Source organism: Roseburia amylophila (assembly GCF_025567465.1).
GTDB classification, from domain to species: Bacteria; Bacillota; Clostridia; order Lachnospirales; family Lachnospiraceae; genus Roseburia_C; species Roseburia_C amylophila.
The window spans coordinates 130,315-154,509 of sequence record NZ_JAOQKI010000008.1 but is presented as its reverse complement, the minus strand read 5'-3'; the positions used below and the strand labels follow the sequence as shown (position 1 = coordinate 154,509).

24 protein-coding genes, 1 tRNA gene and 1 other RNA gene (1 of these 26 only partly in view) are annotated in these 24,195 nt (G+C 43.0%); 6 read left to right on the top strand and 20 right to left on the bottom strand.

Translation table 11 applies throughout. From position 1 onward, the window contains the following. From OCV43_RS07145 to OCV43_RS07095, 11 genes are all read right to left on the bottom strand, one after another. A protein-coding gene (locus OCV43_RS07145) for a DUF5711 family protein (protein WP_262623734.1) crosses the window boundary here: on the bottom strand, nucleotides 1–327 show its 5' portion. Its footprint begins 885 nt before the window's first position; only the first 327 of its 1,212 coding nucleotides appear in the window; its start codon is at nucleotides 325–327; its stop codon lies beyond the left edge, outside the window. 81 nt (nucleotides 328–408) lie between these two features. After that, entirely contained in the window at nucleotides 409–1,731 is a 1,323-nt protein-coding gene (locus OCV43_RS07140; protein ID WP_262623733.1) for a LysM peptidoglycan-binding domain-containing protein, read from the bottom strand. A gap of 153 nt (nucleotides 1,732–1,884) precedes the next feature. Next, complete coding sequence (locus OCV43_RS07135) at nucleotides 1,885–2,832, bottom strand: transketolase family protein (protein WP_022244305.1); 948 nt, start codon at nucleotides 2,830–2,832, stop codon at nucleotides 1,885–1,887. Continuing rightward, nucleotides 2,820–3,656: a transketolase gene (locus OCV43_RS07130; protein ID WP_022244306.1), complete on the bottom strand. Its 837-nt coding sequence runs from the start codon at nucleotides 3,654–3,656 to the stop codon at nucleotides 2,820–2,822. Before OCV43_RS07130 ends, OCV43_RS07135 begins: the two co-directional genes overlap by 13 nt. Nucleotides 3,657–3,696: 40 nt before the next feature. Beyond that, on the bottom strand, nucleotides 3,697–4,293 hold the full coding sequence (recR, locus tag OCV43_RS07125) for a recombination mediator RecR (RefSeq protein ID WP_022244307.1): 597 nt from the start codon (nucleotides 4,291–4,293) through the stop codon (nucleotides 3,697–3,699). Nucleotides 4,294–4,319: 26 nt separating this feature from the next. Beyond that, the gene (locus OCV43_RS07120; RefSeq protein WP_022244308.1) at nucleotides 4,320–4,676 is read right to left on the bottom strand and encodes a YbaB/EbfC family nucleoid-associated protein; all 357 of its coding nucleotides are present in this window, start codon (nucleotides 4,674–4,676) and stop codon (nucleotides 4,320–4,322) included. Nucleotides 4,677–4,697: 21 nt separating this feature from the next. Beyond that, on the bottom strand, nucleotides 4,698–6,260 hold the full coding sequence (gene dnaX / locus OCV43_RS07115) for a DNA polymerase III subunit gamma/tau (protein WP_022244309.1): 1,563 nt from the start codon (nucleotides 6,258–6,260) through the stop codon (nucleotides 4,698–4,700). A gap of 20 nt (nucleotides 6,261–6,280) precedes the next feature. Further along, nucleotides 6,281–7,354, bottom strand: coding sequence for a 6-phosphofructokinase (locus tag OCV43_RS07110; RefSeq protein WP_227701214.1), 1,074 nt, complete (start codon nucleotides 7,352–7,354; stop codon nucleotides 6,281–6,283). A 108-nt stretch (nucleotides 7,355–7,462) separates the two neighbouring features. Continuing rightward, the gene (locus tag OCV43_RS07105; protein ID WP_117697860.1) at nucleotides 7,463–8,905 is read right to left on the bottom strand and encodes an aminoacyl-histidine dipeptidase; all 1,443 of its coding nucleotides are present in this window, start codon (nucleotides 8,903–8,905) and stop codon (nucleotides 7,463–7,465) included. Further along, nucleotides 8,905–9,267, bottom strand: a complete 363-nt coding sequence (locus tag OCV43_RS07100; RefSeq protein ID WP_022244312.1) for a PqqD family protein — start codon at nucleotides 9,265–9,267, stop codon at nucleotides 8,905–8,907. Before OCV43_RS07100 ends, OCV43_RS07105 begins: the two co-directional genes overlap by 1 nt. Nucleotides 9,268–9,354: 87 nt before the next feature. Continuing rightward, nucleotides 9,355–11,268, bottom strand: a complete 1,914-nt coding sequence (locus OCV43_RS07095) for an OPT family oligopeptide transporter (protein ID WP_262623732.1) — start codon at nucleotides 11,266–11,268, stop codon at nucleotides 9,355–9,357. A gap of 181 nt (nucleotides 11,269–11,449) precedes the next feature. On the opposite strand from OCV43_RS07095, the gene OCV43_RS07090 reads away from it, so the two are divergent. Continuing rightward, nucleotides 11,450–11,535: transfer RNA gene (locus OCV43_RS07090), tRNA-Ser, on the top strand. A gap of 75 nt (nucleotides 11,536–11,610) precedes the next feature. On the opposite strand, the gene OCV43_RS07085 is transcribed toward OCV43_RS07090, so the two are convergent. Genes OCV43_RS07085 through OCV43_RS07075 form a run of 3 tightly spaced genes read right to left on the bottom strand, consistent with a single transcriptional unit; the run spans nucleotide 11,611 to nucleotide 14,445 of the window. After that, nucleotides 11,611–12,570, bottom strand: a complete 960-nt coding sequence (locus OCV43_RS07085; RefSeq protein WP_022244314.1) for a cation diffusion facilitator family transporter — start codon at nucleotides 12,568–12,570, stop codon at nucleotides 11,611–11,613. 55 nt (nucleotides 12,571–12,625) lie between these two features. Further along, a complete protein-coding gene (locus OCV43_RS07080) occupies nucleotides 12,626–13,768 on the bottom strand; it encodes a sensor histidine kinase (RefSeq protein ID WP_262623731.1) in 1,143 nt (380 codons plus the stop codon). Beyond that, nucleotides 13,765–14,445 carry a response regulator transcription factor gene (locus tag OCV43_RS07075; protein WP_262623730.1) on the bottom strand — a complete coding sequence of 227 codons (681 nt, stop codon included), beginning with the start codon at nucleotides 14,443–14,445 and terminating at the stop codon, nucleotides 13,765–13,767. Before OCV43_RS07075 ends, OCV43_RS07080 begins: the two co-directional genes overlap by 4 nt. 98 nt (nucleotides 14,446–14,543) lie before the next feature. On the opposite strand from OCV43_RS07075, the gene OCV43_RS14005 reads away from it, so the two are divergent. From OCV43_RS14005 to OCV43_RS07060, 3 genes are read left to right on the top strand one after another with little or no spacing between them, the layout of a single operon-like run. Then, the gene (locus OCV43_RS14005; protein ID WP_117842132.1) at nucleotides 14,544–14,687 is read left to right on the top strand and encodes a CD1871A family CXXC motif-containing protein; all 144 of its coding nucleotides are present in this window, start codon (nucleotides 14,544–14,546) and stop codon (nucleotides 14,685–14,687) included. Next, entirely contained in the window at nucleotides 14,680–15,588 is a 909-nt protein-coding gene (locus OCV43_RS07065) for a 4Fe-4S binding protein (protein WP_022244317.1), read from the top strand. The genes OCV43_RS14005 and OCV43_RS07065 overlap by 8 nt, the downstream gene beginning before the upstream one ends. Nucleotides 15,589–15,629: 41 nt before the next feature. After that, entirely contained in the window at nucleotides 15,630–16,538 is a 909-nt protein-coding gene (locus OCV43_RS07060) for a TlpA disulfide reductase family protein (RefSeq protein WP_262623729.1), read from the top strand. A 157-nt stretch (nucleotides 16,539–16,695) separates the two neighbouring features. Here the strand turns inward: OCV43_RS07060 and OCV43_RS07055 are convergent, their stop codons facing one another. From OCV43_RS07055 to OCV43_RS07040, 4 genes are all read right to left on the bottom strand, one after another. After that, entirely contained in the window at nucleotides 16,696–17,559 is an 864-nt protein-coding gene (locus OCV43_RS07055; protein WP_262623728.1) for a DUF4300 family protein, read from the bottom strand. Then, entirely contained in the window at nucleotides 17,543–17,902 is a 360-nt protein-coding gene (locus tag OCV43_RS07050) for a hypothetical protein (protein WP_022244320.1), read from the bottom strand. Before OCV43_RS07050 ends, OCV43_RS07055 begins: the two co-directional genes overlap by 17 nt. Before the next feature lie 37 nt (nucleotides 17,903–17,939). Then, on the bottom strand, nucleotides 17,940–19,703 hold the full coding sequence (locus OCV43_RS07045) for a sensor domain-containing diguanylate cyclase (protein ID WP_262623727.1): 1,764 nt from the start codon (nucleotides 19,701–19,703) through the stop codon (nucleotides 17,940–17,942). Between the two features lie 90 nt (nucleotides 19,704–19,793). Then, nucleotides 19,794–21,425 (bottom strand): N-acetylmuramoyl-L-alanine amidase, encoded by a 1,632-nt coding sequence (locus OCV43_RS07040; RefSeq protein ID WP_262623726.1) that lies wholly within the window; start codon nucleotides 21,423–21,425, stop codon nucleotides 19,794–19,796. Between the two features lie 429 nt (nucleotides 21,426–21,854). Here OCV43_RS07040 and OCV43_RS07035 point away from each other — a divergent pair, with 429 nt between their 5' ends. Both OCV43_RS07035 and OCV43_RS07030 read left to right on the top strand, forming a co-directional pair. Next, nucleotides 21,855–22,361, top strand: coding sequence for an amidohydrolase family protein (locus OCV43_RS07035; protein ID WP_262623725.1), 507 nt, complete (start codon nucleotides 21,855–21,857; stop codon nucleotides 22,359–22,361). Next, nucleotides 22,334–22,492, top strand: coding sequence for a hypothetical protein (locus OCV43_RS07030; protein ID WP_262623724.1), 159 nt, complete (start codon nucleotides 22,334–22,336; stop codon nucleotides 22,490–22,492). Before OCV43_RS07035 ends, OCV43_RS07030 begins: the two co-directional genes overlap by 28 nt. 379 nt (nucleotides 22,493–22,871) lie before the next feature. Here the strand turns inward: OCV43_RS07030 and OCV43_RS07025 are convergent, their stop codons facing one another. Next, complete coding sequence (locus OCV43_RS07025) at nucleotides 22,872–23,810, bottom strand: ROK family glucokinase (protein WP_227709891.1); 939 nt, start codon at nucleotides 23,808–23,810, stop codon at nucleotides 22,872–22,874. Nucleotides 23,811–23,910: 100 nt separating this feature from the next. Beyond that, nucleotides 23,911–24,172: signal recognition particle sRNA large type (ffs, locus tag OCV43_RS07020), an RNA gene on the bottom strand. Between the last annotated feature and the right edge of the window lie 23 nt (nucleotides 24,173–24,195).

The window sequence follows — 24,195 nt, the reverse complement described above, 5'->3', positions numbered from 1 at the left end:
TGGTTCTTTCATCTCATAGGTCTGGTTCCAGTACACTTCATCATTGGCGTCGGTATAAATTGCCCCATCGTTACTATATTTGATAAAACCATTTCCATATGCAAGAAACTGGCTTCCAGCAGTGTCCTGACGTTCCACGCTTTTTTCTACCGTGTAACTATTATATTTCCGTAATTTCTGAAAAAAGAAAATCCCCAATGCTGCAACAACCGCCAGCGCCAGCAACAACAATATGATTTTTATTATTTTCAAACGATGTTTCCGTATTTTGGTATTCAGTTCTTCTTCGTCTGTTTCGATGGTACGAAACTGTGTTTTATCTGCCATTTCTGTTTCTTAACTCCTGCTGTTCTCTTCACTCTTCTATTGATTATAGCCTATATTCCATGTTTCGGCATTATTTTTTTCTTATGGAAGTATTAATTTTTCGCCAACCTTTATATTATCGACATTTTCAATCCCATTTGCCGCACACAAATCTGCCACATGGGAAGCATCCTGATATATCTTTTTACTGATGGAAATCATGCTGTCTCCCGGCTGCACGATATAATAGCCCTGCTGCAATATAATTTCCGCCTCGGACTGGGGCTGTGTACTTGCGGATGCTGCCTGGTCAGATGTATTATCCGGTGCTGCCGTGTTATCCGGTGCTGCCGTGTTATCTGGTGCTGCCGTGTTATCCGGTGCTGCCGTGTTATCTGGTGCTGCCGTATTGTCCGCAACCTGTAAGTTTTCTGCATTCTCTTTTTCCGTTGGTTCTACCTGTCCCGCAAGGTCCTCGATGACCAGCTTTGTCTGGGTTTCCGTATCCGGTGCAGGGTCTGTTCCTGATGAATCATTTTTCTGTTCCATGACACTGACCGCAGTTTCTAATTTCTTCATTTTCTCATAATTATTGAACATGCTGATGCCTACAACTATGATTGCAATGACCACCAGAAGACCACTTCCATAAACCAATGAATGAAATGCCGGCAGTTGAAAATTCTTTTTTGGTCTGTTTAAAACCAGCTCCCGGTAGTTTTTTAATGCCTCATCCCGGACTTCCTCCGGTTTCACTTCCTGCGATGTGTCTTTCCGCGATACTATCATATACTCCTGCATCGCCTGGTTGCGTTCATAATAGATATAATAGCCTTCTTTTTTATGAACGGCTCCATCTTCATATATGTATAACGTTTCTTCCTTTTCCAGAGAATCCGACAGCAGCAGAAGTCTATTGTTTCCACCAAAGAAATTTTTCATTATCCGTTCCAGTTCCGGTGTCAGGCAGGGTGCTGTCCCCTTCTCATCATAAAACCAGCCCAGCAGTGTGCTTCCGTCAAAATAGCGTTTTATTAAGGTGCATATTTCTGTCCGGATTTTCTCCTGAAAGACCGGAGCTGTCCCACAATATGCAATTTCCGGCAATTCAAATGCCCCATTTACATAGATATTCGTGTTTTTGCCATGGGTTTCGGTTCTGCCCACCAGAATGCATACCCTCCGTTCATTCATTCCGAGAAATGCCGGATGCAGATAGGTGTATACATAATCTTCTATGAAAATGTGTTTTTCACCCTCTGGCGTCCCTATCTGGCGGAAATTTCGTGGAAACGTTGCCGTATCCTCCGCCTTCTCGTTCGTTCTTCTATTTTCTGTCACTATATTTCCTGTTGCGGTATTTCCTGCCGGTGCATTTCCTGTTGCTGAATTTTCTATTTCCTTCCGTTGTATAATCTCTATCACGTCTGCCGCCCCTTTCCTCTTGTCTTGGGACAACCATAACACAGAGGCGGCGGATTTTTTGCCATATCATGGATGGCGAAAAATGAAGTTTTTGACAGGTTTTTACGAAAAAAGCTGCCACTTTTTCAGTGACAGCTTTCCTTTTTGTCCTTTTTAGTTTTCTTTTACAAAGGCTTTTACCTTTTTGTAGATACTTTCTGCATCCAGTCCGTATTTTGCAATCAGTTCCGGTGCCGGGCCCGACTCACCAAAGGTATCATTTACGCCAATACGGAGTACTTTGGCCGGTGCTTTCTCGCAAAGGACTTCACATACAGCACTTCCAAGTCCACCGATGATGGAATGCTCTTCTACGGTTACGACTTTGCCTGTCTTAGCGGCTGATGCAGCAACTAATTCTGCATCGATTGGCTTAATGGTATGGATGTTGATAATCTCTGCATCAATGCCATCTGCTGCCAACATTTTCTCTGCTGCTAATGTCTCGCTTACTTCCAGTCCGGTTGCAAAGATGGTAACATCTTTTCCTTCTTTTAAGACGATTCCTTTTCCGATTTCGAATTTGTAATCTTCGTTATCGTTAAATACAGGAATTGCAAGTCTGCCAAATCGGAGGTAAACCGGTCCTACATGTTCATATGCCGCTTTTACTGCAGCTTTTGCTTCAATATCATCACTCGGATTGATCACTACCATTCCAGGAATTTCACGCATCAGTGCAAGGTCTTCTAAGCACTGGTGGGTTGCACCGTCTTCTCCTACAGAGATTCCTGCATGGGTTGCACCGATTTTTACATTCAGGTGTGGATATCCGATTGCGTTACGCACCTGCTCATAAGCACGTCCTGCTGCAAACATTGCAAAGGAGCTCATGAATGGAACTTTACCGCAGGTAGAAAGTCCTGCTGCGATTCCAGCCATATTTGCTTCTGCAATTCCACAGTCCAAGAAACGTTCCGGAAATGCTTTCTTGAAGATTTCCGTCTTGGTTGCACCTGCCAAATCGGCATCTAATACTACAAGGTCTGTGTGTTCCCTGCCCAGTTCTACTAAAGCATTACCGTAGCTTTCTCTTGTTGCAATCTTCTTTACTTCTGACATAATGCTTCACCTGCTTTCTTCAATTCTTCCATTGCCTGTTCGTACTGCTCGTCATTTGGAGCTTTTCCATGCCAGCCCACCTGATTTTCCATAAAGGAAACTCCTTTTCCTTTGGTGGTCTTTGCGATGATTGCAACCGGCATGCCTTTTACTTTCTTTGCTTCTGCAAAGGCATTACGGATTTCTTCCATATCATTTCCATTGATATTGATTACATGGAAATTGAATGCTTCAAATTTCTTATCAATCGGATATGGAGAACATACTTCTTCTACCGTTCCATCTATCTGAAGGTTATTGTTATCTACGATTACGGTCAGGTTGTCTAAGTGATGTGCGCCTGCCCACATAGCAGCTTCCCAGATTTGTCCTTCCTGAATCTCACCATCACCACACATTGCATATACCTGGTAATCCTTATCATCCATCTTACCAGCCTGTGCCATTCCTACTGCGCAGGACAATCCCTGTCCTAAGGAACCTGCAGACATATCAACACCCGGAATATGTTTCATATCCGGATGTCCCTGTAAATAAGAACCTGTATGACGCAGTGTCACAAGATCTTCTACCGGAAAATATCCTTTGTGTGCCAGTACAGAATATAATGCCGGAGCTACATGTCCTTTCGACAGCACAAATCTGTCGCGGTCTGCCATCTTCGGATTCTTCGGATCCACATTCATCTCTTCAAAATACAGATATGTCATAATATCTGCTGCGGAAAGTGATCCGCCTGGATGTCCGGATTTTGCACTGTGCAATGCCGTAACAATACTTTGTCTTACTTCATTTGCCTTTTTTTCCAACTCTGCATTCGTCATTTTACTTAACCTTTCTCATGAATAAGCTTGTTTGTATCCATTACAACTCCACACGTCCCTCTAACGCGCGAAGTAATGTTACCTCATCAATGTATTCCAAATCCCCTCCCACAGGGACGCCGCTGGCAATTCTTGAGACCTTGATTCCGGTCGGTTTCACCAGCTTGCTGATATACATTGCTGTTGTCTCTCCCTCTAAACTTGAATTGGTGGCAATAATGACTTCTCTTACATCACCCTCCAGCCGATGTATCAGCTCCTTGAGCTTAATGTCATTCGGTCCGATTCCAAGCATCGGAGATATTGCCCCATGAAGTACATGATATACTCCTTCATATTTTCCAGTTTTCTCATAAGCTGCCAGATCCCTGGTGTCCTCTACTACCATGATTACGCTGTGATCCCGCTGGGGATTTTTGCATATCGGGCAGAGTTCATCATCGGTCAGGGTCAGGCACTCTTTGCAGTAGTGTATATTCTGTCTTGCATCTAATATGGAACGACTTAATTTTTCCACATTTTCTTCCGGCATATTCAAAATATGAAATGCCAGTCTCTGCGCCGACTTTGGTCCAATTCCCGGCAAGCCGGAAAGTTGTTCTATCAGACGGCTTATCTGGCTGCTGTAATAGTCCATTCTGTTTCCTCTTCTCCTTCAGCTGATTAGAATGGGAATCCACCGCCAAGTCCACCCATGCCGCCGGTAATCTTGGACATGGACTGCTGGGAATATTCTTCTATCTGGCGCAGTGCCTCATTGGTTGCTGCCATAATCATGTCTTCTAACATTTCTACATCATCCGGGTCAACTGCTTCCGGATCAATCTTTACTTTGGTTACTTCTTTCTTACCAGAGACTGTAACTTCTACTGCACCGCCACCTGCTGCGGCTGTTACTTCTTTCTCCTCTAACTCCTTGGATGCCTCTTCCATCTGGCGCTGCATCTTCTGTGCCTGTTTCATAAGGTTTCCCATATTTCCCGGCATTCCGCCTGGAAATCCTCCGCCTCTTTTTGCCATGTTTCCATTTCCTCCTGTATTTTATTCATCTTCAATGGTTATATCCATATTGATTATCTGTGACAAATCCACATAGGATTCTTCAAACGGACGATTCGACTGATTCTGCTGAATCTGAATCTCCACTTCTTTTTCTATATAATCAGAAATCACCTGTCGGATTTCATTTCTGTGGTCTTCCTCTTCCACGTAGCCTGCTGCAACCGGGTCATCCAATACAATCATCAGACGGTCATCTCCGCCAAGACTTAAATGTGCCGACTTAAGATAGGTGCGCACCACGCCGCTCATCTTCGGCAGAATGGAATTCCAGTTCTTTACAATCTGTTCCACATCTTCCGGGATTGCTTTTGGCATTGGCGGACGGCTGACCGGTGCTGCTGCCTCGGCCGGCTGTGTCGCGGTATTCACCGGTGCTGCCGTGGGAATTCCCTGCTCCATCTTCTTTTCTAACTTTGCTAACCGGTCTGTAATGGAATCCATGTTGGTCTCCATTGCAGGTTTACATAATTTAATTATTGCAATTTCAATTAAGATTCGTTTCTGGGAAGAATATTTTACCTGATTGGACAGTTCCGAGAAAATCCGGATATACCGCATCAGTACATCTGCTTCTACCAACCGGGCTTCTTCTTTTAAAAGTGCCATGTTCTCAGAAGACATATCTAAGACTTCTTCCATATCGTCTGAGCCTTTTAACAAAAGCAGGTTTCTTAAATACCAGGTAAAGTCATTGACAAACTGTCCTAAATCTCTTCCCTCGATGACCAGCTCTTCTAACTGTGAAATGGCTCCTGCCACATCTTCTGCCAGCACTTTCCGCAGTAATTTAGAAAAGACTTCCGTATCTACTGCACCCAGCACCTCTAACACATGGTCATAGGTCAGCTTCTGTCCCAGATAAAAGGCGATGCACTGGTCTAAAAGGCTTAAGGCATCCCGCATGGATCCGTCTGCCGCTTTGGCAATATAGCGGATTGCCCGTTCTTCCACTTCCACATTTTCCTTTTCCATCAGTTCCATCAGGCGGTCTGATATGGTCTCAATGGAAATTCTCCGAAAATCATACCGCTGACATCTCGAAAGAATCGTAATCGGTATCTTATGGGCTTCCGTAGTTGCCAGTATAAAAATGACATAGGAAGGCGGCTCTTCCAGGGTCTTCAACAATGCGTTAAAGGCTCCGATGGAGAGCATGTGCACCTCGTCTATGATATAAACTTTGTATTTTCCTTCTGTCGGGCGGTATGCTACCTCTTCCCGGATTTCACGGATATTATCTACGCCGTTATTGGATGCCGCATCAATTTCGATAACATTCATGGAACTTCCTGCCGCAATTGCTTTACAGCTTGCGCATTCTCCACAAGGGCTTCCATCTACGGGATGTTCGCAGTTGACTGCCTTGGCAAATATTTTTGCGATGGTTGTCTTACCGGTTCCTCTCGTTCCACAGAACAGATATGCATGGCCGATACGGTCTGCCTTTATCTGGTTCTTTAAGGTTGTTACTATATGCTCCTGTCCTTTGACATCCGCGAATTCCTGTGGGCGGAACTTACGGTAAAGTGCCATGTATGACATCTATTCCATCCTCGCTTCTCTTAATCTCCAAAGCTGATTCCAATGGTCTTTGCTTCTTTAATCATCTGACAATCCGGGTCAACAGTCTTTAACTTGCCAGCCACATCCTTCAGTGGAACACGCTTTGTCTTATCATTAATCATCGCAATCATGTATCCGTAATCTTCATCAATGATTGCCTGGGCTGCTGCTGCACCAAGTCGTGTACAGAGTGCACGGTCATATGGGCATGGGGTTCCGCCACGCTGGGTATGGCCCGGTACGGTTACACGTACTTCGGTGCCACTGCGTTTCTCAATCTGGTCTGCAATCTCATAGGATACAGACGGATATTTATAATTCTTTAGCTTCTCTTTGTATTCTTTCTTGGAAAGTGCTGCATCTTCCTTGGAAATAGCACCCTCTGCTACCGCAAGAATGGTAAAGCCTTTTCCATCCCTGGTTCTCTTATCTATTGCTTTGATGACTTTATCAATATCATATGGGATTTCCGGCAGTAATATGATATCTGCTCCACTGGCAACACCTGCGTACAGGGTCAGCCAGCCCACTTTATGTCCCATGACTTCTACGATAAAGACACGATTATGGGATGCTGCTGTTGTGTGTATACAATCAATGGCTGCACACGCCACGTTGATTGCACTGTAAAAGCCAAAGGTAATATCTGTTCCATAGATATCATTGTCGATGGTCTTCGGCAGATGGATGACATTTAATCCCTCTTCCCGAAGGAGATTGGCAGTCTTCTGTGTTCCGTTTCCGCCAAGGATTACCAGACAATCCAGTTTCAGTTTATGATAGGTCTGCTTCATTGCTTCCACCTTATCCAGCCCGTTCTCATCCGGCACACGCATCAGTTTAAATGGCTGTCTGGAAGAACCTAAGATGGTTCCGCCCTTGGTAAGGATTCCCGAAAAATCCTTTGATGTAAGCAGGCGGTAATCGCCATAAATCAATCCCTTGTAACCATTATAAAAACCGTAGATTTCCAACTCATCCACATTATGACTTAATCCTTTTACCACGCCGCGCATTGCTGCATTTAATGCCTGACAGTCTCCGCCGCTGGTCAACATACCTATTCTTTTCATTTGCTGCATCCCTTTCTTTGCTTATTGTTGTGCATACGCCCACACATCCAAAATATATTATAATATATTTTTTTTTAGGGTACAAGCTATAATGCCTGCTTAAGCAATTTATTTACAGGCAATTACTTTTAAGATATAATCCCATACTCTCTTTGTGGAAGAAATGCTTAATTTCTCCTCTGTGGTATGAATGGCAATCATATCCGGTCCGATGGAGACAGCATCCAGTCCGTCAATCTTACCTGCTAAAATGCCACACTCAAGTCCGGCATGAATTGCTTCTACGGTCGGCTCTTTTCCATACATTTCCTTGAAAATGCGGACCATATCATCCCGGAGTACAGAATCCCTGCGGTATTCCCACGCAGGATAATTACCGGTATTGGTGACTCTTCCGCCAAACTCTTCCACCAGCGCAGCAATACGTTTCAAAAGATATTCTTTTGCGGTTCCCACTGCACTTCTTACGGCATACTGCAGAGTCAGCTTGTCTTTTTCCAGAGTCAGAACGCCGAGGTTTAAAGAAGTCTCTACCAGTCCCTTGATGTCATCACTCATGCGAAGAATTCCATTTGGAAGCAGGTTGATTAAAAGCACTGTTTTTCTTGCCGCAGCTTCTGTTAATACTTCCTTCTCACAGTTTTCTTCTACTGCTACGGATATCTGGATATCCGGATCACTGGTGGAAAATTCATGGGTGATTTTCTCTGCAATTTCTTCTATTTTATGGACAAGCTGTGTGGCATCTTCCTGTACCATAAGCTCTGCTGCACTTTCTCTTGGAATGGCATTCTGCTTATTTCCGCCGGATAATGCTGCTATCTGATAATGATATTCATCTTTTAATTCTAAAAGAATTCTTCCCAATAAAATGTTGGAGTTGGCTCTTCCTTTGTCAATTTCCACGCCGGAATGTCCGCCCTTTAAGCCTGCCACATGAATAGAAACAAGATTTCCTGCGCTCTTTTCCCATTCCGCCGGAAGTTCACATACGGTGCTGCATCCACCGGCACAGCTTACCAGCATGATTCCTTCATTTTCAGAATCCAGATTCAGAAGCTTCTTTGCTTTCAAGTGGGAAACATCCAGTGCTACGGCACCTTCCATGCCAACCTCTTCGGACACGGTACAGATAAATTCGATACGCGGATGCGCAATACTGTCAGAGTCTAAGATTGCCAGTGCGTATGCAACTGCAATTCCATCGTCGCCGCCAAGGGTTGTTCCCTTTGCACTGATATAATCTCCGTTTACTTCCAGTGTCAGTCCGTCATTTTCAAAATCGATGGTGCTGCCCGGTTCTTTCTCGCACACCATATCCATATGTCCCTGAATCATCAGTGGTGCAACGTCTTCATAGCCCGGTGCTGCCTCTTTGATGATAATGACATTTTTTACTTCATCCTGATAATATTCTAAGTTCCGTTCCTTTGCGAAGTTTACCAGATAATTGCTGATTTTCTCCTCTTTATAGGATGGACGTGGAATATTGCTGATTTCTTCAAAATAATGAAATACCTCTTTTGGTTCTAAGCCTGCTAATGCGCTCATTATGATTCCTTCTTTCTTAATTTATTCTCATATACGATAAAATGGTTGTTATGCAGAATCTTGATATACTGGGACAGTCTCTCGTAAAGAGGTTCTGCCTTGTCACCGAATCTTTCTTTTACCAGTGTACCAATCTCATAGATGGTTTTCTTTCCATCCATCTGCTCCCACACGAAGCTGCCGAATTCATCCAGCTCGATATAGCTGTATTTCGGTTTCTTAAATAACACCTGTGCGATTTTGTTAAACACACCTTTGTTATGCATTTTTATTTCTATTTTGCCATCTTTGTTCTTATTACATTCAAATAATGTATTCGGACGTGGGATATAATCTAAATAATTGTCTTTTTTCTTTGCCATATTGCCTCCTGTTATCTTCGCTAGCAGTATAAAACATCTGCCGCCTTTTCGCAAGACGGCAGATGTAAGAACTACTTTATTCTGTTTTTAATTTTCTTTTTTCTTCTTTCCACGGATGAAAAGGATTAAAGTTACGGCAAGTAATGCAAAGAATACCAGTCCGCCAATGTTTCCTAAGCTGAAACCGAATATTGCAGATAAGTTAAATGCATCTGCAAAGGTCTCTCCCTTGAATGGAATGACTGCACAGACTGCAAGGAGAATTCCTACCAGTCCCTCTCCGGCAATCAGACCGGATGAGTAAAGCACTCCATTTTCCACTTTGCGTTTCTTCTCTTCCTCAGATTCACCCTTCTTCTTATCAAAGTATAAGCGGATTAATCCACCAACAATCATCGGTGTGCTTAAGTAAATCGGAAGGTAAAGACCTACTGCAAATGGCAATACCGGAATTCCAAGGATTTCTACTACTACTGCAATACCAACGCCTGCAAATACCAGTACCCAAGGAAGGTTTCCACCCATAACTCCTTCTACTACCATCTTCATCAAGGTTGCCTGCGGTGCAGGAATTGCTGAGGAACCGTAGCTCCATGCTGCATTTAACAGATATAATACTCCACCGATTGCAATAGCAGATGCTGCTACACCGATGATTTCACCAACCTGCTGTTTCCAAGGTGTTGCTCCTACCAGATAACCGGTCTTTAAATCCTGTGATGTATCTCCGGCGATTGCTGCGATGATACAGATGACAGAACCGATTGCAATAGAAGCTACCATTCCAGTCATTCCGATGGTTCCGGTTGCTTTTAAAATCATAGTTGTGATAAGCAGTGTTGCAATTGCCATTCCGGATACCGGGTTATTGGAACTTCCTACAATACCAACCATTCTGGATGATACGGTTGCAAAGAAGAATCCGAAGATTACAATAATAATTGCTCCAAGAAGGCTTACCGGAACTGCCGGAACCAGCCACATAATAATAGCCATGATTCCAATCGTAAGAATTACGATATTCATTGGAATATCTTTATTGAGGCGGCTGTTGTCACCATTTCCTTTGCTTCCGTAGCTCTTTAATGCCTGACGGAAGGTCTTTGCGATAAGTGGCAGATTCTTTACCAGGCTGATGATTCCGCCTGCTGCAACTGCTCCTGCTCCAATGTAACGGATATAGTTTGACCAGATTCCTGATGCGCCAAGTTCAGATACCGGAACGCTTGCCGGGAAAATGGTAAGGTCTGCACCAAAGAGTGCGATTAACGGCATCAGTACGAACCAGCCGATTACTCCACCCGCAAAAATGTAGGAAGATACTCTGGCTCCACAGATATAACCAACTCCAAGAAGTGCCGGAAGTACATCCATTCCGACTCCGGAACCCTTGTAAGATTTGATTTCATAAGTCACTTCACTCGGGAATACTTTCAAACCATCTGTGATGAATTTGTATGCTGCTGCAATTCCCAGACCGGCAAATACGGTACTTGCTTTTGCTCCGCCTTCTTCTCCGGCTACCAGTACTTCTGCACAGGCTTTTCCTTCCGGATAAGGAAGCTTTCCATGCTCCTGTACGATTAATGCACTACGAAGCGGAATCATGAACATAACTCCGATGACACCACCGATTAATGCAATCAATGCGATTTCCACTAAAGATGGCATGCTTGTACCACCTTCCTCTGCCCACATGAACAGAGCCGGGAGTGTAAAGATTGCTCCTGCTGCAAGAGACTCTCCGGCAGAACCGATGGTCTGTACCATGTTATTCTCCAGAATGGAGTCCCTTCTTAAAATTACGCGGATAATTCCCATGGAAATTACCGCTGCCGGTATGGATGCCGACACTGTCATTCCTACTCTAAGTCCTAAGTATGCGTTTGCCCCACCGAAAACTACGGCAAGCAGAATACCCAGAATAATAGAGACTGGCGTAAGTTCCGGCAAAACTTTGTCTGCCGGAATATACGGCTTGAACTCTTTTTCATTATTCATTTGTCTAATCCTCCTAGTTATGGTCACTATAACCAATATAAATATTATTATACGGGCATTTTCCAAGTCTGTCAATGAAATCTGCTTGCATCCGGCAGGAAAATATTGTATGATATATGTGCTATTGTGCAAAACACTTTACCACACGAATCCAACAAAGTGTATGCACTCTTTTTTATCTGGAGATGTATCGAAGTGGTCATAACGGGGCGCACTCGAAATGCGTTAGCCCTCCGGGGCACGCGGGTTCGAATCCCGCCATCTCCGTTTCATAAAAAGTGCCGGTGGAATATTCCATCGGCACTTTTTTATACACTCCGGCACCTGTGTCCGGTATTATTTTTATTCCGGCAAATCCGGTATCAGTTCTACATAAATCTGGTCAAAGTTTTTCTTTAATTCTTCCCGGATTCCATTTCTGATTCTGGTGAGGGACTGCATTGTAATAATATCGTTGGGGCTGTCTATGTATATTTCCACCCAGGTTTTTCGTCCGGTCTGGATGACATCCAAAAATTCTATCGTATAGGAACAGGTCTGCATATATTGTTCTGCAATGGAACGTATCTGGTCCATCACTTCCTGCTCCGGTGCAAAGAGCACCAGCTCCCTGAGTCCATGCAATATCATTTTCACCGGTTCTACAATTAGGATTAATGCCATCACAATTGCTACTACCGGGTCTATGTACGGTGCCAGCCATTCGTACGGTGTCTTCTGCAGAAGGAACTGTCCGAAGAATGCGGCGAATACGCCAAAGCTGCTGACCACATCTAATTTCCAGTTATACATTTCTGCTTTTACTACCACAGATGCATATCGTTTACTGAAATAATGAAGCAGGAAATAGATGATCAGACAGCCGGCAAACACGCCAAACTCAAAGCCTGCAAGCTGGCTGGCATTTACCATATGTCCGCCATGCAGGATGCTTTGCACACTGTCGATTAAAAGCTGGATGGTAACTACTAAAAGTACACTATACTTGATTACCAGAAATAGAGATTCCACCTGGGAAAATCCATATGGTCTGCGTTCTGTTACCGGCCGGTATAACAGTGGCACCAGCACCAAAAACGGTCCTATCATTATTAAATCTGTCACATCAAATACGCAGTCCATCAGTATTGCATGGGAATGGCTGATATATGCCATAACTCCTTCTGCCACTACAAAGAGTACACTTCCAATAAAGGACAGGTTTATCATTCTTTTTTCCAGTTTCATTTTACTGGCTGCATTCATTTCCATAATTACCGGTAAATCTTCATTGGCTGCACGGACTTTTTTTCGTTCCAGCATCTTCTTTCCTCCCATTTCAGGCTGTTCAAAAGCACATCAGGTATATTTATTCTCTTTAAAAAACCACATCAAAAATCGTCCCGCCAGACGGACTGGACTTAACTGTTATACTGCCATCATGCACTCTCACAATTTCATGAACCAGAGCAAGTCCCAGACCTACGCCCCCCAGTTCCCTGCTTCTGGATTTATCCACACGAAAGAATGGGTCAAACACGCGCTCCCTTAGTTCCTCCGGGATTCCGTTTCCTGTATCCTCTACTGACAGATAAACATGCTTTTCCTTCTGATACGCAGTAACTGTAACCTGTCCACCTGAATGATTATATTTTATTGCATTTTCAACAAGATTATATACCAGCCTGTAAATAAGAATATCACTTCCGACCATTGTTGTGTTCTTGCATTTTCCAGCAAGCTTTATATTTTTTTCCTGTGCCAGAGGTTCCAAATCTGCCAGTACTTCATCAATAAGAGCATCAACCGCAATTTTCTCATCTCTCCCCACAGTCTGAAGTTCGCTCATGTCAAGAAGTGTCTTTACCATCCTGCTGAGTCTGTCATTCTGTTCCGTAACCATCTTTATCGTCTGTAAAGTATCCGTATCATTGCCCGGATGTCTGGTGGAATTATATAAATCAAGCTGTACCTGCATTAAAGACAGCGGGGTCCGAAGCTCATGTGCTGCATTTGCAGTAAATTGTCTTTGTATCTCAAAGGCATCCGAAAGGCGTTCCAGCATTTTGTTATACGAAGCACTAAGCTGGTTCAGTTCTTTCACCTGGTTTTCTTCTATCCGTGAATCTGCCAGATTCTGTGCCTGCACTTCTTCGATTTTATCCGAAAACTCTCTAATCGGCCTGAGGGCACGTCCACTTATAAAATATGTAGCCACTCCACCAAGAAGTGCCAATAAAGTTGAAATTATCAGGCTGCTTTTTTTGTAATCCGTCTTATTGTTGTATACCTGGACCGAAAAATCATTTGCAAATTCATCCCACTTATCTTCCGGAATACTGATATATATTTCGTCTGATTCATTTTCATTTCCATCTCCCTGTGCATCAACAGCCTCCTGCAGGGAATCCATATAATACACACCGTTTTTATAGACCAGCATAGTCAGGCATCCACATATAACCGCAATATATAATGTAATGATACAGGTAAGCCTCCACTGCAGCGACATTCTTCTCATTTATCGGACTCCTCTCGTATTTTATACCCCTCTCCCACCTTGTTCAAAACCGGATCATATCCAAGCACGGACTTTAGTTTTCTTCTGAGTGACGACATATGCACTCTGATAGAGCCGCTAAAGCTATCCACGGATGCATCCCAGACATGCTCTATCAGTTCTTCCTGGCTGACCGGTCTGCCAAGATTAAGAAGGAGATATTCCAGAATACCATTTTCTTTTCTTGTCAGGGGAACCATTTTCCCTTTTGCATATGCCTCGCGTCTTATCGTATTGAACTTAATTTCACCGCTTTCCAGGCATATATCCTTCTGCACAAATTTTCTTCTTGTCAGGCTTCTGATACGTGCCTCAAGTTCCTGCAAATGAAACGGTTTTTCCATATAATCGTTTGCACCTGCATCCAGTCCCTCAACCTTATCGGCAATCTGTCCTCTTGCAGATAATATCAGGACCTTCGTCTCCTCATTTTTCTGTCTAAGTTCCCTTAAAATGTCCATTCCATCCATACCCGGCAGATTCAGATCCAGAACAATCAAATCATAATCCTCCGTCAGAATGCATTCCAGTGCCTCTTCCCCGTCATAGCAGGTATCCACCTCGTAACCGGCATCATACAGACTTTTTGCAATTGTGTCACATATTTGTTTCTCATCTTCAACTATTAATAATCTCAAAAGCTTTCACCTGTTTCTTAACAAAAATTTTACAACTACTATTGTATAATACCCAGGTCAGCAGGTCAATAAATTCAACAATTGAAAGGAGCAACGATATCTTGAAGTACCAAAAAATATCTCAAATTGCCTTGCTTATCACCGGTATCACTATGGTCAGCTATGGTGCAATCAGAGGTGAAGCGGCTGCCGTACTTGGCAAAGCAATAAAATTATGTCTGGAGTGTGTCGGAATTGGATAAGAATAAAAAAATAATATCAAAAAGAGCTGCCGGAATACGTGGATGGATACAGGCAGCTGCCACGCTGCTTACTAATATTCATATTCCCAATTTATTCAAGGGTAAAATATATCAGGGCAGTGCTAAAACGGTATGTGTACCCGGATTAAACTGTTATTCCTGTCCCGCTGCATCCGGAGCCTGTCCTATCGGAGCTTTTCAGGCAGTTGTCGGTTCATCGCGATTTAAATTTTCATACTACATAACAGGATTTTTTATTTTACTTGGTGTGACACTTGGGCGATTTATATGTGGTTTTTTGTGTCCGTTTGGATGGTTTCAGGATTTAATCCATAAAATTCCCGGGAAAAAATTTTCTACGGCCCGGCTGAAGCCACTAAGATACCTGAAATATCTTATCCTTATTGTTTTCGTTATACTTCTGCCAATGTTTGTAACGAACTCCATTGGAATGGGGGATCCGTTCTTCTGCAAATACATTTGTCCTCAAGGCGTTCTGGAAGGGGCTATACCTCTTTCACTGGGAAATGCTGCCATACGATCTGCACTGGGAAAGCTTTTTTCTTTTAAATGCCTTATTTTAATTACAGTTGTTGTGTTAAGTATTTTGTTTTACAGACCCTTCTGCAAATGGATTTGTCCTCTCGGGGCAATCTACTCACTGTTTAACAAGGTCAGCTTTCTTAAAATTAAGGTTGAAAACAGTAAATGTGTCGGATGCGGTCAATGTTCCAATGCCTGTAAAATGGATGTTGATGTGCTTAAGACCCCGGATCATCCGGAATGCATACGATGCGGAGCATGTATAAAAGCCTGTCCTAAAGATGCCATCCACTATCAGTTTATGGGCATGCCATGTGAAAAAAGGGCATCCGCAGCCCACAATATTCAAAAAAAGTAACTATTAATCTTATTACCAATTATTCAAAGGAGAACTTATTCATGAAAACAAAAAGAACCGTTATTTCTATTTTTACCCTCTGTACAGCATTATTGTTTACAGCCTGCAGTGGAAAAGGAACTTCAAACACAGAAGCTTCCCGCAATACCCAGACCGAAGCCGGCTCTGAAGCTTCCGGCAGCTCCAACACTACGCTGGATGATTTATATCAGCAGGAGAATCAGCTTTTTGCCGAGCATGAAGATGCATGGAACAAAGCATTTGGCATGATGAATAAAAGCACTGCTGATCCAAGTGGAAATTACGCCGACTATCTGGCTGCCACCGTCGAATCAAATAAAGACTCATTTACAGACGATGAATTAAAAACTCTTACAGATGATATTGAAACAATTCGAAAAATCGAGGAACAGATAGCAGCAATCGAAAAGGACAATACAGCATCTGACGATGCCTCCCAGAAGGATAATTCTGACGATACCTCTCCTTTCAGGAATTTCTCCGGTCAGGATTATGATGGTAATTCTGTCGACGAAAGCTTGTTTTCCGGAAATGCAGTAACTGTCGTTAATTTCTGGTTTACCGGCTGTAAGCCTTGTGTTGCCGAACTATCTAAGCTTAATGAATTAAATGATACCATCAAATCCATGGGGGGTGAAGTAGTTGGAATCAATACAGAAACCTTTGACGGAAACGAGGATGCCATCAAAGAAGCTGCAGCTGTTCTGGAAAGCCAGGGGGCAGCATACCGCAATCTTTCTATTGACTCTGCTTCAGATGCAGGTAAATATGCCTCTGATATTATGGCATTCCCTACCACAATTCTAGTCGATAGAAATGGTAATATTGTGGGTGATCCGATGCTCGGTGGAATTGATAATCAGGACAACTATGATACCCTGATGAAACAGATTCAATCTGTAATTGATGCTGACGGTGCCAATAAATAAAACGTCTCTGTGGCTGCAGTTCCATTACAGTCATTCTGGTTATATGATATCCGCCGCTTCATCGTCCTTTTTCGAACGATGAGGCGGCGGTTTTTTGCAAATTACATCTATCTGACTTTTACTCCAGCTCCACATAAGTTGTAAAATATTTACTTTTTTAAATATTTTTCTTTAATGTTCCGAGATATTCTCCATTACAATAAACAAAGGGACCTGCTTCACCCTCTTCTCCAAAATATTCCGGTCTTAACGACATAATATCGAGCAATTCATCCATATTATGCACCCTTGTTGCCTGATACGGCTGTTCAAAAGCGATTTTTTCTATAAACAAATAATAGTCACTGTACTTTATCAGAACACCGGTATGCCCCACAAAAACAACATCCGAGTATGGGTCATATATTACTATGCTAAGAAGAGAGAGCCTGTCACTATCCACTTGAAATCCATAATGTTTCCAGCTATCGGAAAATGTATTTTCCGGGTGACTGCCATCTGTTACACTTTTTTCTCCATAGAGTGTGGTGAACATATTTTTATTCTCTTTTATGCTTTCATACCTGTCCACATTATCTATTGCTTCTGTATCAAACATTAAGTAGGTACCCTCATAGCTGTCTTCTGTCGATTCTGCACGGAGCACACCATCCAGCAGAAGAAACGCTGTCATTCTGCAATCAGCATCCGAATAATCATGGTTCTGTTCCCAGCCATCCATACATTTTCCAATATCTGCTTTCATTTTTCCGGGATCTGACCAGTTATCCTCCAGTCCGGCATTTTTTCCGGCAGTATCCGCGAAATCAGTCGTCCATTCCCGAAATGTATCTACATGGGAAGCTCCTGCTGATTCCAGTTCTTCACAAATCCCGGCAATGGTGTCTTTTCCTCCCATATATGTTGCAGCCGGCAGCTCCTGATTCCGTGATGCTTCTGTACAGGCACACAGCAGCATGGACAGGAATACCATTGCTGCTGACAATCTCATTGTTGTTTTGATTTTATTTTGCCTTTTCAACAGATAATACCTCTCCCTCAAACGGATCTACCTCAGAAATTGTTCCTGTATATTTTACCGTTACAGTATCTCCATTGCTGACATTTTCCAATCCCTCCGGTTTTTCTTCAAAAGTAAAACTATACGGAGTATCATTCTCATCTGTCACAACAAACATAAAATCCTTTATCTCATCAATGGTTCCTGTTAATTCTTTTTCTTCTGCTGTTCCTTCTTCTTTTCCCTCTTCGCTGCTATTTGTGATTGCATTATCCTGCTTCACCTCTGTCTGGCCACATCCTCCAAATAATCCAGCCCAAAATACCATTCCCATTACGATAGTGATTAATTTTTTCTTCATCATCCTATACCTCTTTCTTTTTTATCATATTTTACAGTCTTTAAAATACATCCCTGTAATGCCGCTTTGTAGAATTCCAGTCCACCATCAGTACATAGAACACTCTGCCGTATCGTCCATTTTCCACAATTCTGCCATGGTCAAGCACCCTCAGTGAGGTTCCATCTGCTTTCCGCAGATGGAAGTGTACATAATCATTGGAATGTCCTCCCCCTATCTGCTTCCAGATACTTTCTTCAACCTGCTCTCTTTCTCCTTCTTCAATCAGATTACGGAAGCTTCCTTTTGTATACTCCTGCAGTTCTGTCATATTCCTGCATCCGGTGAGACGGATCATCTCACGGTTTGCAAAAAGAATTTCATCATTTTCTTTATCTGCTTTATAAATAATAAATGCTCCCGGAAGATTTTCCGAAACATCCTTCAATGCAAATCCAAGCTGCTTTCTGATTTCAAGTCCAATTCCTTCCCGGTACTGAAGACAGCCATTTTTCCCGTCAAGCTTTACTTCATAAAGTGCTGCATCTGCACAGCGCATCAACCGTGAATAGTTTTGTCCCTGCAACGGATACTCTGCATATCCCAGGGAAATAGTATATGTCACTTTTTCACCTTCATACCAGAAAGAACACTTCTTTTTTGTAAACTGCTCCAGCTTTTCCCCTACTTCTTCGCCGGTGCAATTATCTAAGAAAATGCAGAATTCATCTCCACCTTTCCGTCCAAGCACTGCATGTTCCGGGAACGATTTCCGCATGCTTTCTGCTAATATCTGTAATGCCCTGTCTCCGGATTCATGTCCATATATGTCATTAATAAATTTGAAATCATCAATGTCAAACTGCGCTGCCACGCAAGAAGCTTCCGGATACTTTTTCAAATACTGTCTTACCTGCTCCTCAAATCCATGCCTGTTATTGATTCTGGTCAATACATCGGTTACAGCCAGCTTTTTAAATCTATTTTTATGCTCATCCAAAGCCAGAATCATAGAGACAAGTCCCGTCAGCAGCAGAACAATCAACAGTCCGCCAGCCAGCAGTCCATAAAAGTGCTCATAATTCGACCATCCTGCCTTTGGCATGATTTCCAGTTTCCACCGACTTCCAACTGCTTCAAATTCATAAGCAACCGGATCCGTCAGAATTGCTCCTGAGCTACATACTTCTTCATATGTTGTATCCCATGGGGAAACGGTCTTTGATAACGTATAATCATAGTCAAAATCCGAAAGTGCTTTTAATGAATCAAAAAAAACATCCGGTACACGGATAATTACAATGGTAAATCCCCAGAATTCTTCTTCTCCGTTTTCATTTTTCAGGTATATCGGATTTCGTACTGCCATTCCGTATCCACCCTGCTCTAACTGAAACGGTCCCTGCATAATTTCAATATGGTTATCTCTGGCATAACGGGAAATTTCTCCCCTGTCTGCATCATTGAACAAGTCGATTTTTCCGGCTTCATTGCCCTCTTCCGGATATACCTCTGTTACTACACCATCCGGTGCAAGCTGGATACTCTGGATGGAATCCATCATCATATCCTCTGCCACCTCTGAAAATTTATTAATCCTGCCATTTTCACTGACCAGAAGCTGCTTTAAAGCTTTTGTAACTCCAACTTCCTGCATAATATCAGACTTTACCCGCTCAGAATATACCATTGCATTCAGATTCGCCATTTTTCTGCTATTGTTTTGCTGTATATTTCCTACTCCATATAATACAGCTCCCAAAGCAGTCATCCCAAGCAGTAATACCATGACTGGCAATATTATTTTTCTCTTTTGTATCCGCATTTTCTGTCCTCACAATCACCCGAAAATCTTATTTCTCTTTTGCCATTTTCCCCTCAATCCATGTACTCTCCACTGATACCTTTTTCAGCTTTACTGAAATGCCACCACTTCGTAGCCTGCCGCCTGCGCCGCATCAATAAATCTTCCAAGAATGGCTGTATTGGTGGTAGACTCCGCATGCAAAAGATAAATTGCTCCCGGATGCATCCGGTCTTTTAATTTCTGTAACGCTTCTGACTCGCCCGGCTGGTTATTGACATCATAGTCCTTGTATGCAAAACTCCAGAACACGCTCTTGTAGTTGCAGTTATTGACCACTGCTAAGGACCGGTCACTGAATTTACCCGCCGGGAACCGGAACAGGTGCATATCATAGCCAAAATTATCCTTAATATACTGATGGTTCTCCATGACTTCATTTTTCTGCTGCTCCAGGCTCTGGGATGGAAGGCCCTCGGACGGATGGGTCACGCTGTGATTACCAATCTCATGTCCCTCGTCAATCATCCGCTGTACCAGCTCCGGCTGTGCCTTGGCATATGGCTCTGTCACAAAAAAGGTTGCCTTTACGCCCTTTTCCTTTAAAGTATCTAAGATTTGCGGCGTACAGCCATATTCGTAGCCTTCGTCAAAGGTCAGATAAATCTTCTTTTCATCTGCTCCGATAAAATTCGCCTGATAGTCTCCGTATTTTTCCTGATAAGAAACAGCTCCAATCGGCCGGTTCTCTTCATCAAAATTCACGCCCTGCCCCCAGTTCTGACAGGTTCCATCCAAAGCTTCCACATTGGCAATCTGCTGGTTGGTAATAACTTCTCCAACGTTTTTCGTATCTTCTGTGGCGGTACTGTCTTCTGTGCTGCCGGAGGTTCCATCTGTGTCTGTATCACCTGTTGTAGTATCTCCGATGGACGTATCTGCTTCTGTATTTCCACCTGTTCCGTCACCATGGTAAGTCTTATAAGTAGCAATAATGGCATCTCCAATAGCCGCCGCATATGCTTCCTTATTATCATCAAAAAGCTGATTGTCTTTGGCATTATTCATAAATCCCATTTCAATGATACAGGACGGCATATGGGAATGGCTGTTTACATAATAGTCCTTTGAACTGCTCTTCTGGGTTCCCTTTTTCACATCACGGTCGCGCTGTACACCGACTCCGGCTAACCCCTGCTGGATATTTCCGGCAAGTCCCATGGTCTCTTCATTGGCTCCACTGTATACCCATGTCTCTACTCCATATCCTTCTCCGGTATTCCGGTGCAGGGATACATAATAATCTGCTTCCGCTTCATTTGCTATATCACATCTCTCTGACAGTTTTAAGAAGGTATCATCACTTCGTGTCATGATCACATTCACATCTTTTTCCTGCAAATAACTCTGTACGGCAAGTGCCATGGCAAGAGTATCATCTTTCTCATAGCGGTTCTTATAGTCAGAACCATTATCCTTTCCGCCGTGTCCCGCATCAATGCACACCGTCAGTCCCTTCTTATCCGGTTCCTTCTCCTCTTTATCTCCGGACAGTTTTTCCAGTATACTGATGGTATAGTCTCCATTCCCATCTATAATAGGAAGATGTTTTTCCAAAACACCGGTCAGAAGGTTTACGATTCCCAGCACTAACAGCAATACCAGTACACAAAAAGCTGCTGAAATTGCATTTCTTATTCTCTTTAATTTCTTTCTTCGTTCTCTTTCTCTTCTTGTAGACAATGTTTTTCTCCGTTGTTTCTTATGTTCTCCGTAATTGCTTACAATCTATTTTCATTGTAAAGCAGCCCCCGCGGTGGGTCAATTTAAGATTTCTTAAATTTTTCTCATAAATTGGTTTAATCCTGTTTTAATCTGTGTTAAATTATGATTTAATCGTATTTAATATGATAATGTGTTAGTTTGTTATAATTTCTACTTAAAGTGTATTTGCCACTGCATATTTCCATCGAGCGGCTATTTTGTCTATTTTATAGCTTTTTCATTTTTCCGATTATATAATCAGACTAAACAATATAGAAATTGCCTTTTAAGGAGGGATACCATGCGTATTTATAAAGCAAAGGATTATATATCGATGATGCTACACATACAATCGTAGACAAACCGGTTTACGAACATGAGGAAATTCTGGATGCAAAAGGCAATTATGTGATTCCGGGACTGGTTGATGTGCATATCCATGGTGCAAAGGGTCATGATTTCTGTGACGCAAATACAGACGGACTTTCCGATATTGCGGCTTACCTGTATTCCTGCGGTGTTACATCCTTCTGTGCAACATCCATGACTTTACCGGAAAACCAGCTTATGGAAATCTTTGAAACTGTTTCCGGTGTACCGGATGACGGAAACCACGCCTATGTAGCCGGTATCCATATGGAAGGTCCTTTCCTTTCCCCGGCAAAGAAGGGTGCCCAGAAAGAAAGTTACCTCTGCAACCCTAGTGTAGACGTATTTTGCCGCTTATTAGAATCTTACAGTGGCAAAATAAAGTTAATTACCATCGCTCCGGAACTTCCGGGAGCAGACAAATTTATCGAAAAATTCCATGATGAAGTTGCTATTTCTCTTGGACACTCTACTGCTTCTTATGAAATTGCCTCAAAGGCCTTCGCAGCGTTTTCCGCATGTTTGGAGATAACCGCGTCATCTTAATCAGCGATGCCATGCGTGCAACCGGAATGGCAGATGGTACTTATGAACTTGGCGGACAAACTGTATACAAAAAAGGTCGTTTTGCAACCCTGCTAAGAGCATTGGAATGGAGAAAACCATCGGCAGCCTGACCCCGGGTGCAAGGGCTGATGTACTGCTGTTGAATAAGAAATACGAATTAGAACGCGTATTATAATTATTTAATCATCTTTTAATTATTTAGGCCTCCCTTTCTTTTTACTGGACTTTGTGCCTTTTTCGCGATTCAAGAGAGCCCTTTGGTTCTCGCAATAAATCAACTACGAGAAACACGCTTTGCGAGTTTCTCGAGTTATCGCGGTGCTCGTCAAATCTGAGTAGAAAAGAAGTTCGCTCAAGCAAGCTTGGCTCCTTCTTTTCTCCCAGATTTTTCTCGCTACTCGCGTAAGAAAAGCCTCCGTCCCAGGACGGAGGCTTTTCACTTACTTACGAAAGAATCTCGCAAAGCATGTTTCTCGATTCATCTGATTCTTAGTCTAATATCATCTGCACGCAGCCGTACATTCCGGCATCATTTCCAAGTGATGCCAATGCAAACTTGGTGTCCTTGCAGGATGCAAATGCATGCTCTTTGAAATGTTTTGCTACGGTATCAATTAAAATATCTCCTGCCTTGGATACGCCGCCACCGATTACGAATACCTGTGGATTAACGACACAGGCAATATTAGATAACGCCATACCAAGTGTCTCGCCTAAGATTTCTACCGCCTCTAATGCCAGAGCATCTCCTTTTTTTGCCTCATCAAAGATATCCTTTGCTGTCAGCGGTTCAAATCCGCGTAAGGAAGACTCAGCATCTTTCTCAGCCAGAAGTTTCTTCGCCATGCGGACGATTCCGGTAGCTGATGCGTACTGCTCTAAGCAGCCATGTCTGCCACATCCGCAGGTATCTTTTTCCTCTGTATTGACGGTAATATGTCCAATTTCGCCGCCCGCTCCGTTTGCGCCCGGAATAATTTTGCCATTGTGAATGATTCCGCCGCCAACACCGGTTCCAAGCGTAACCATAACGACTCCGGTGTAACCTTTTCCACCGCCCTGCCACATCTCGCCAAGGGCTGCTACATTCGCATCATTTCCTACTTTAACCGGAAGACCTGTCTTACTGCTTAATTCATCGGCAACCTGAACCTGTCCCCATCCGAGATTTACACATACGGAAACAGAGCCATCTTCTAATACAGGGCCAGGAACACCTACGCCGATTCCTTCCACATCTTCTTTTGCAATGGATGCTGATTTCATTTTCTCGTCAATGGATGCTGCCACATCATCTAAAATATGTCCGCCATTATCTGCCTTGTTGGTTGGGATTTCCCACTTATCCAGCATTTTTCCGCTGGTCTCAAATAATCCGATCTTACAGGTGGTTCCACCAATGTCTACGCCAAAACCGTACTTCTTCATCTTTATCTCCTTTATCATGCTAAATTTTCTTCTCTCCGACTTTCTTATGAAGAACCATTATCTTTATTATATTATAATTTTTAATTTTATGCATTAAAAACCGAGCATCCTGTTTTGAATTCTCGTTGCAAACGTTACCTGAACAGCCAACTCAGTCCAGGCGACCTTACGGCACACAGGAGTTTCCGCTTAGGGCTGCTTCATTCCTGACCTGACCCGGTTCACAGATTCCTGTTGCGTAAGACCCAGACATCAACGCCACTTATTCAGGGCTGCTTTACAATTTCAAACCCGAGACAGGATATCACCCCAGCTATAGCGGATTGCTGGTACAGGGCACCGCTGCCACCCCGGCTGCTCGGAATCTAAATTATAGCCTATTTTG

What these genes read in the sequence shown, in the direction of transcription:
- OCV43_RS07050 (WP_022244320.1), bottom strand. Translation starts at nt 17,902, where the DNA reads ATGATGAAGAAAAAATTAATCACTATCGTAATGGGAATGGTATTTTGG.
- OCV43_RS07095 (WP_262623732.1), bottom strand. Translation starts at nt 11,268, where the DNA reads ATGAATAATGAAAAAGAGTTCAAGCCGTATATTCCGGCAGACAAAGTT.
- OCV43_RS07110 (WP_227701214.1), bottom strand. Translation starts at nt 7,354, where the DNA reads ATGAAAAGAATAGGTATGTTGACCAGCGGCGGAGACTGTCAGGCATTA.
- OCV43_RS07135 (WP_022244305.1), bottom strand. Translation starts at nt 2,832, where the DNA reads ATGTCAGAAGTAAAGAAGATTGCAACAAGAGAAAGCTACGGTAATGCT.
- OCV43_RS07030 (WP_262623724.1), top strand. Translation starts at nt 22,334, where the DNA reads ATGTTTGGAGATAACCGCGTCATCTTAATCAGCGATGCCATGCGTGCA.
- OCV43_RS07085 (WP_022244314.1), bottom strand. Translation starts at nt 12,570, where the DNA reads ATGCTGGAACGAAAAAAAGTCCGTGCAGCCAATGAAGATTTACCGGTA.
- OCV43_RS07060 (WP_262623729.1), top strand. Translation starts at nt 15,630, where the DNA reads ATGAAAACAAAAAGAACCGTTATTTCTATTTTTACCCTCTGTACAGCA.
- OCV43_RS07080 (WP_262623731.1), bottom strand. Translation starts at nt 13,768, where the DNA reads ATGAGAAGAATGTCGCTGCAGTGGAGGCTTACCTGTATCATTACATTA.
- OCV43_RS07045 (WP_262623727.1), bottom strand. Translation starts at nt 19,703, where the DNA reads ATGCGGATACAAAAGAGAAAAATAATATTGCCAGTCATGGTATTACTG.
- OCV43_RS07120 (WP_022244308.1), bottom strand. Translation starts at nt 4,676, where the DNA reads ATGGCAAAAAGAGGCGGAGGATTTCCAGGCGGAATGCCGGGAAATATG.
- OCV43_RS07105 (WP_117697860.1), bottom strand. Translation starts at nt 8,905, where the DNA reads ATGAGCGCATTAGCAGGCTTAGAACCAAAAGAGGTATTTCATTATTTT.
- recR (WP_022244307.1), bottom strand. Translation starts at nt 4,293, where the DNA reads ATGGACTATTACAGCAGCCAGATAAGCCGTCTGATAGAACAACTTTCC.
- dnaX (WP_022244309.1), bottom strand. Translation starts at nt 6,260, where the DNA reads ATGTCATACATGGCACTTTACCGTAAGTTCCGCCCACAGGAATTCGCG.
- OCV43_RS07025 (WP_227709891.1), bottom strand. Translation starts at nt 23,810, where the DNA reads ATGAAGAAGTACGGTTTTGGCGTAGACATTGGTGGAACCACCTGTAAG.
- OCV43_RS07130 (WP_022244306.1), bottom strand. Translation starts at nt 3,656, where the DNA reads ATGACGAATGCAGAGTTGGAAAAAAAGGCAAATGAAGTAAGACAAAGT.
- OCV43_RS07100 (WP_022244312.1), bottom strand. Translation starts at nt 9,267, where the DNA reads ATGGCAAAGAAAAAAGACAATTATTTAGATTATATCCCACGTCCGAAT.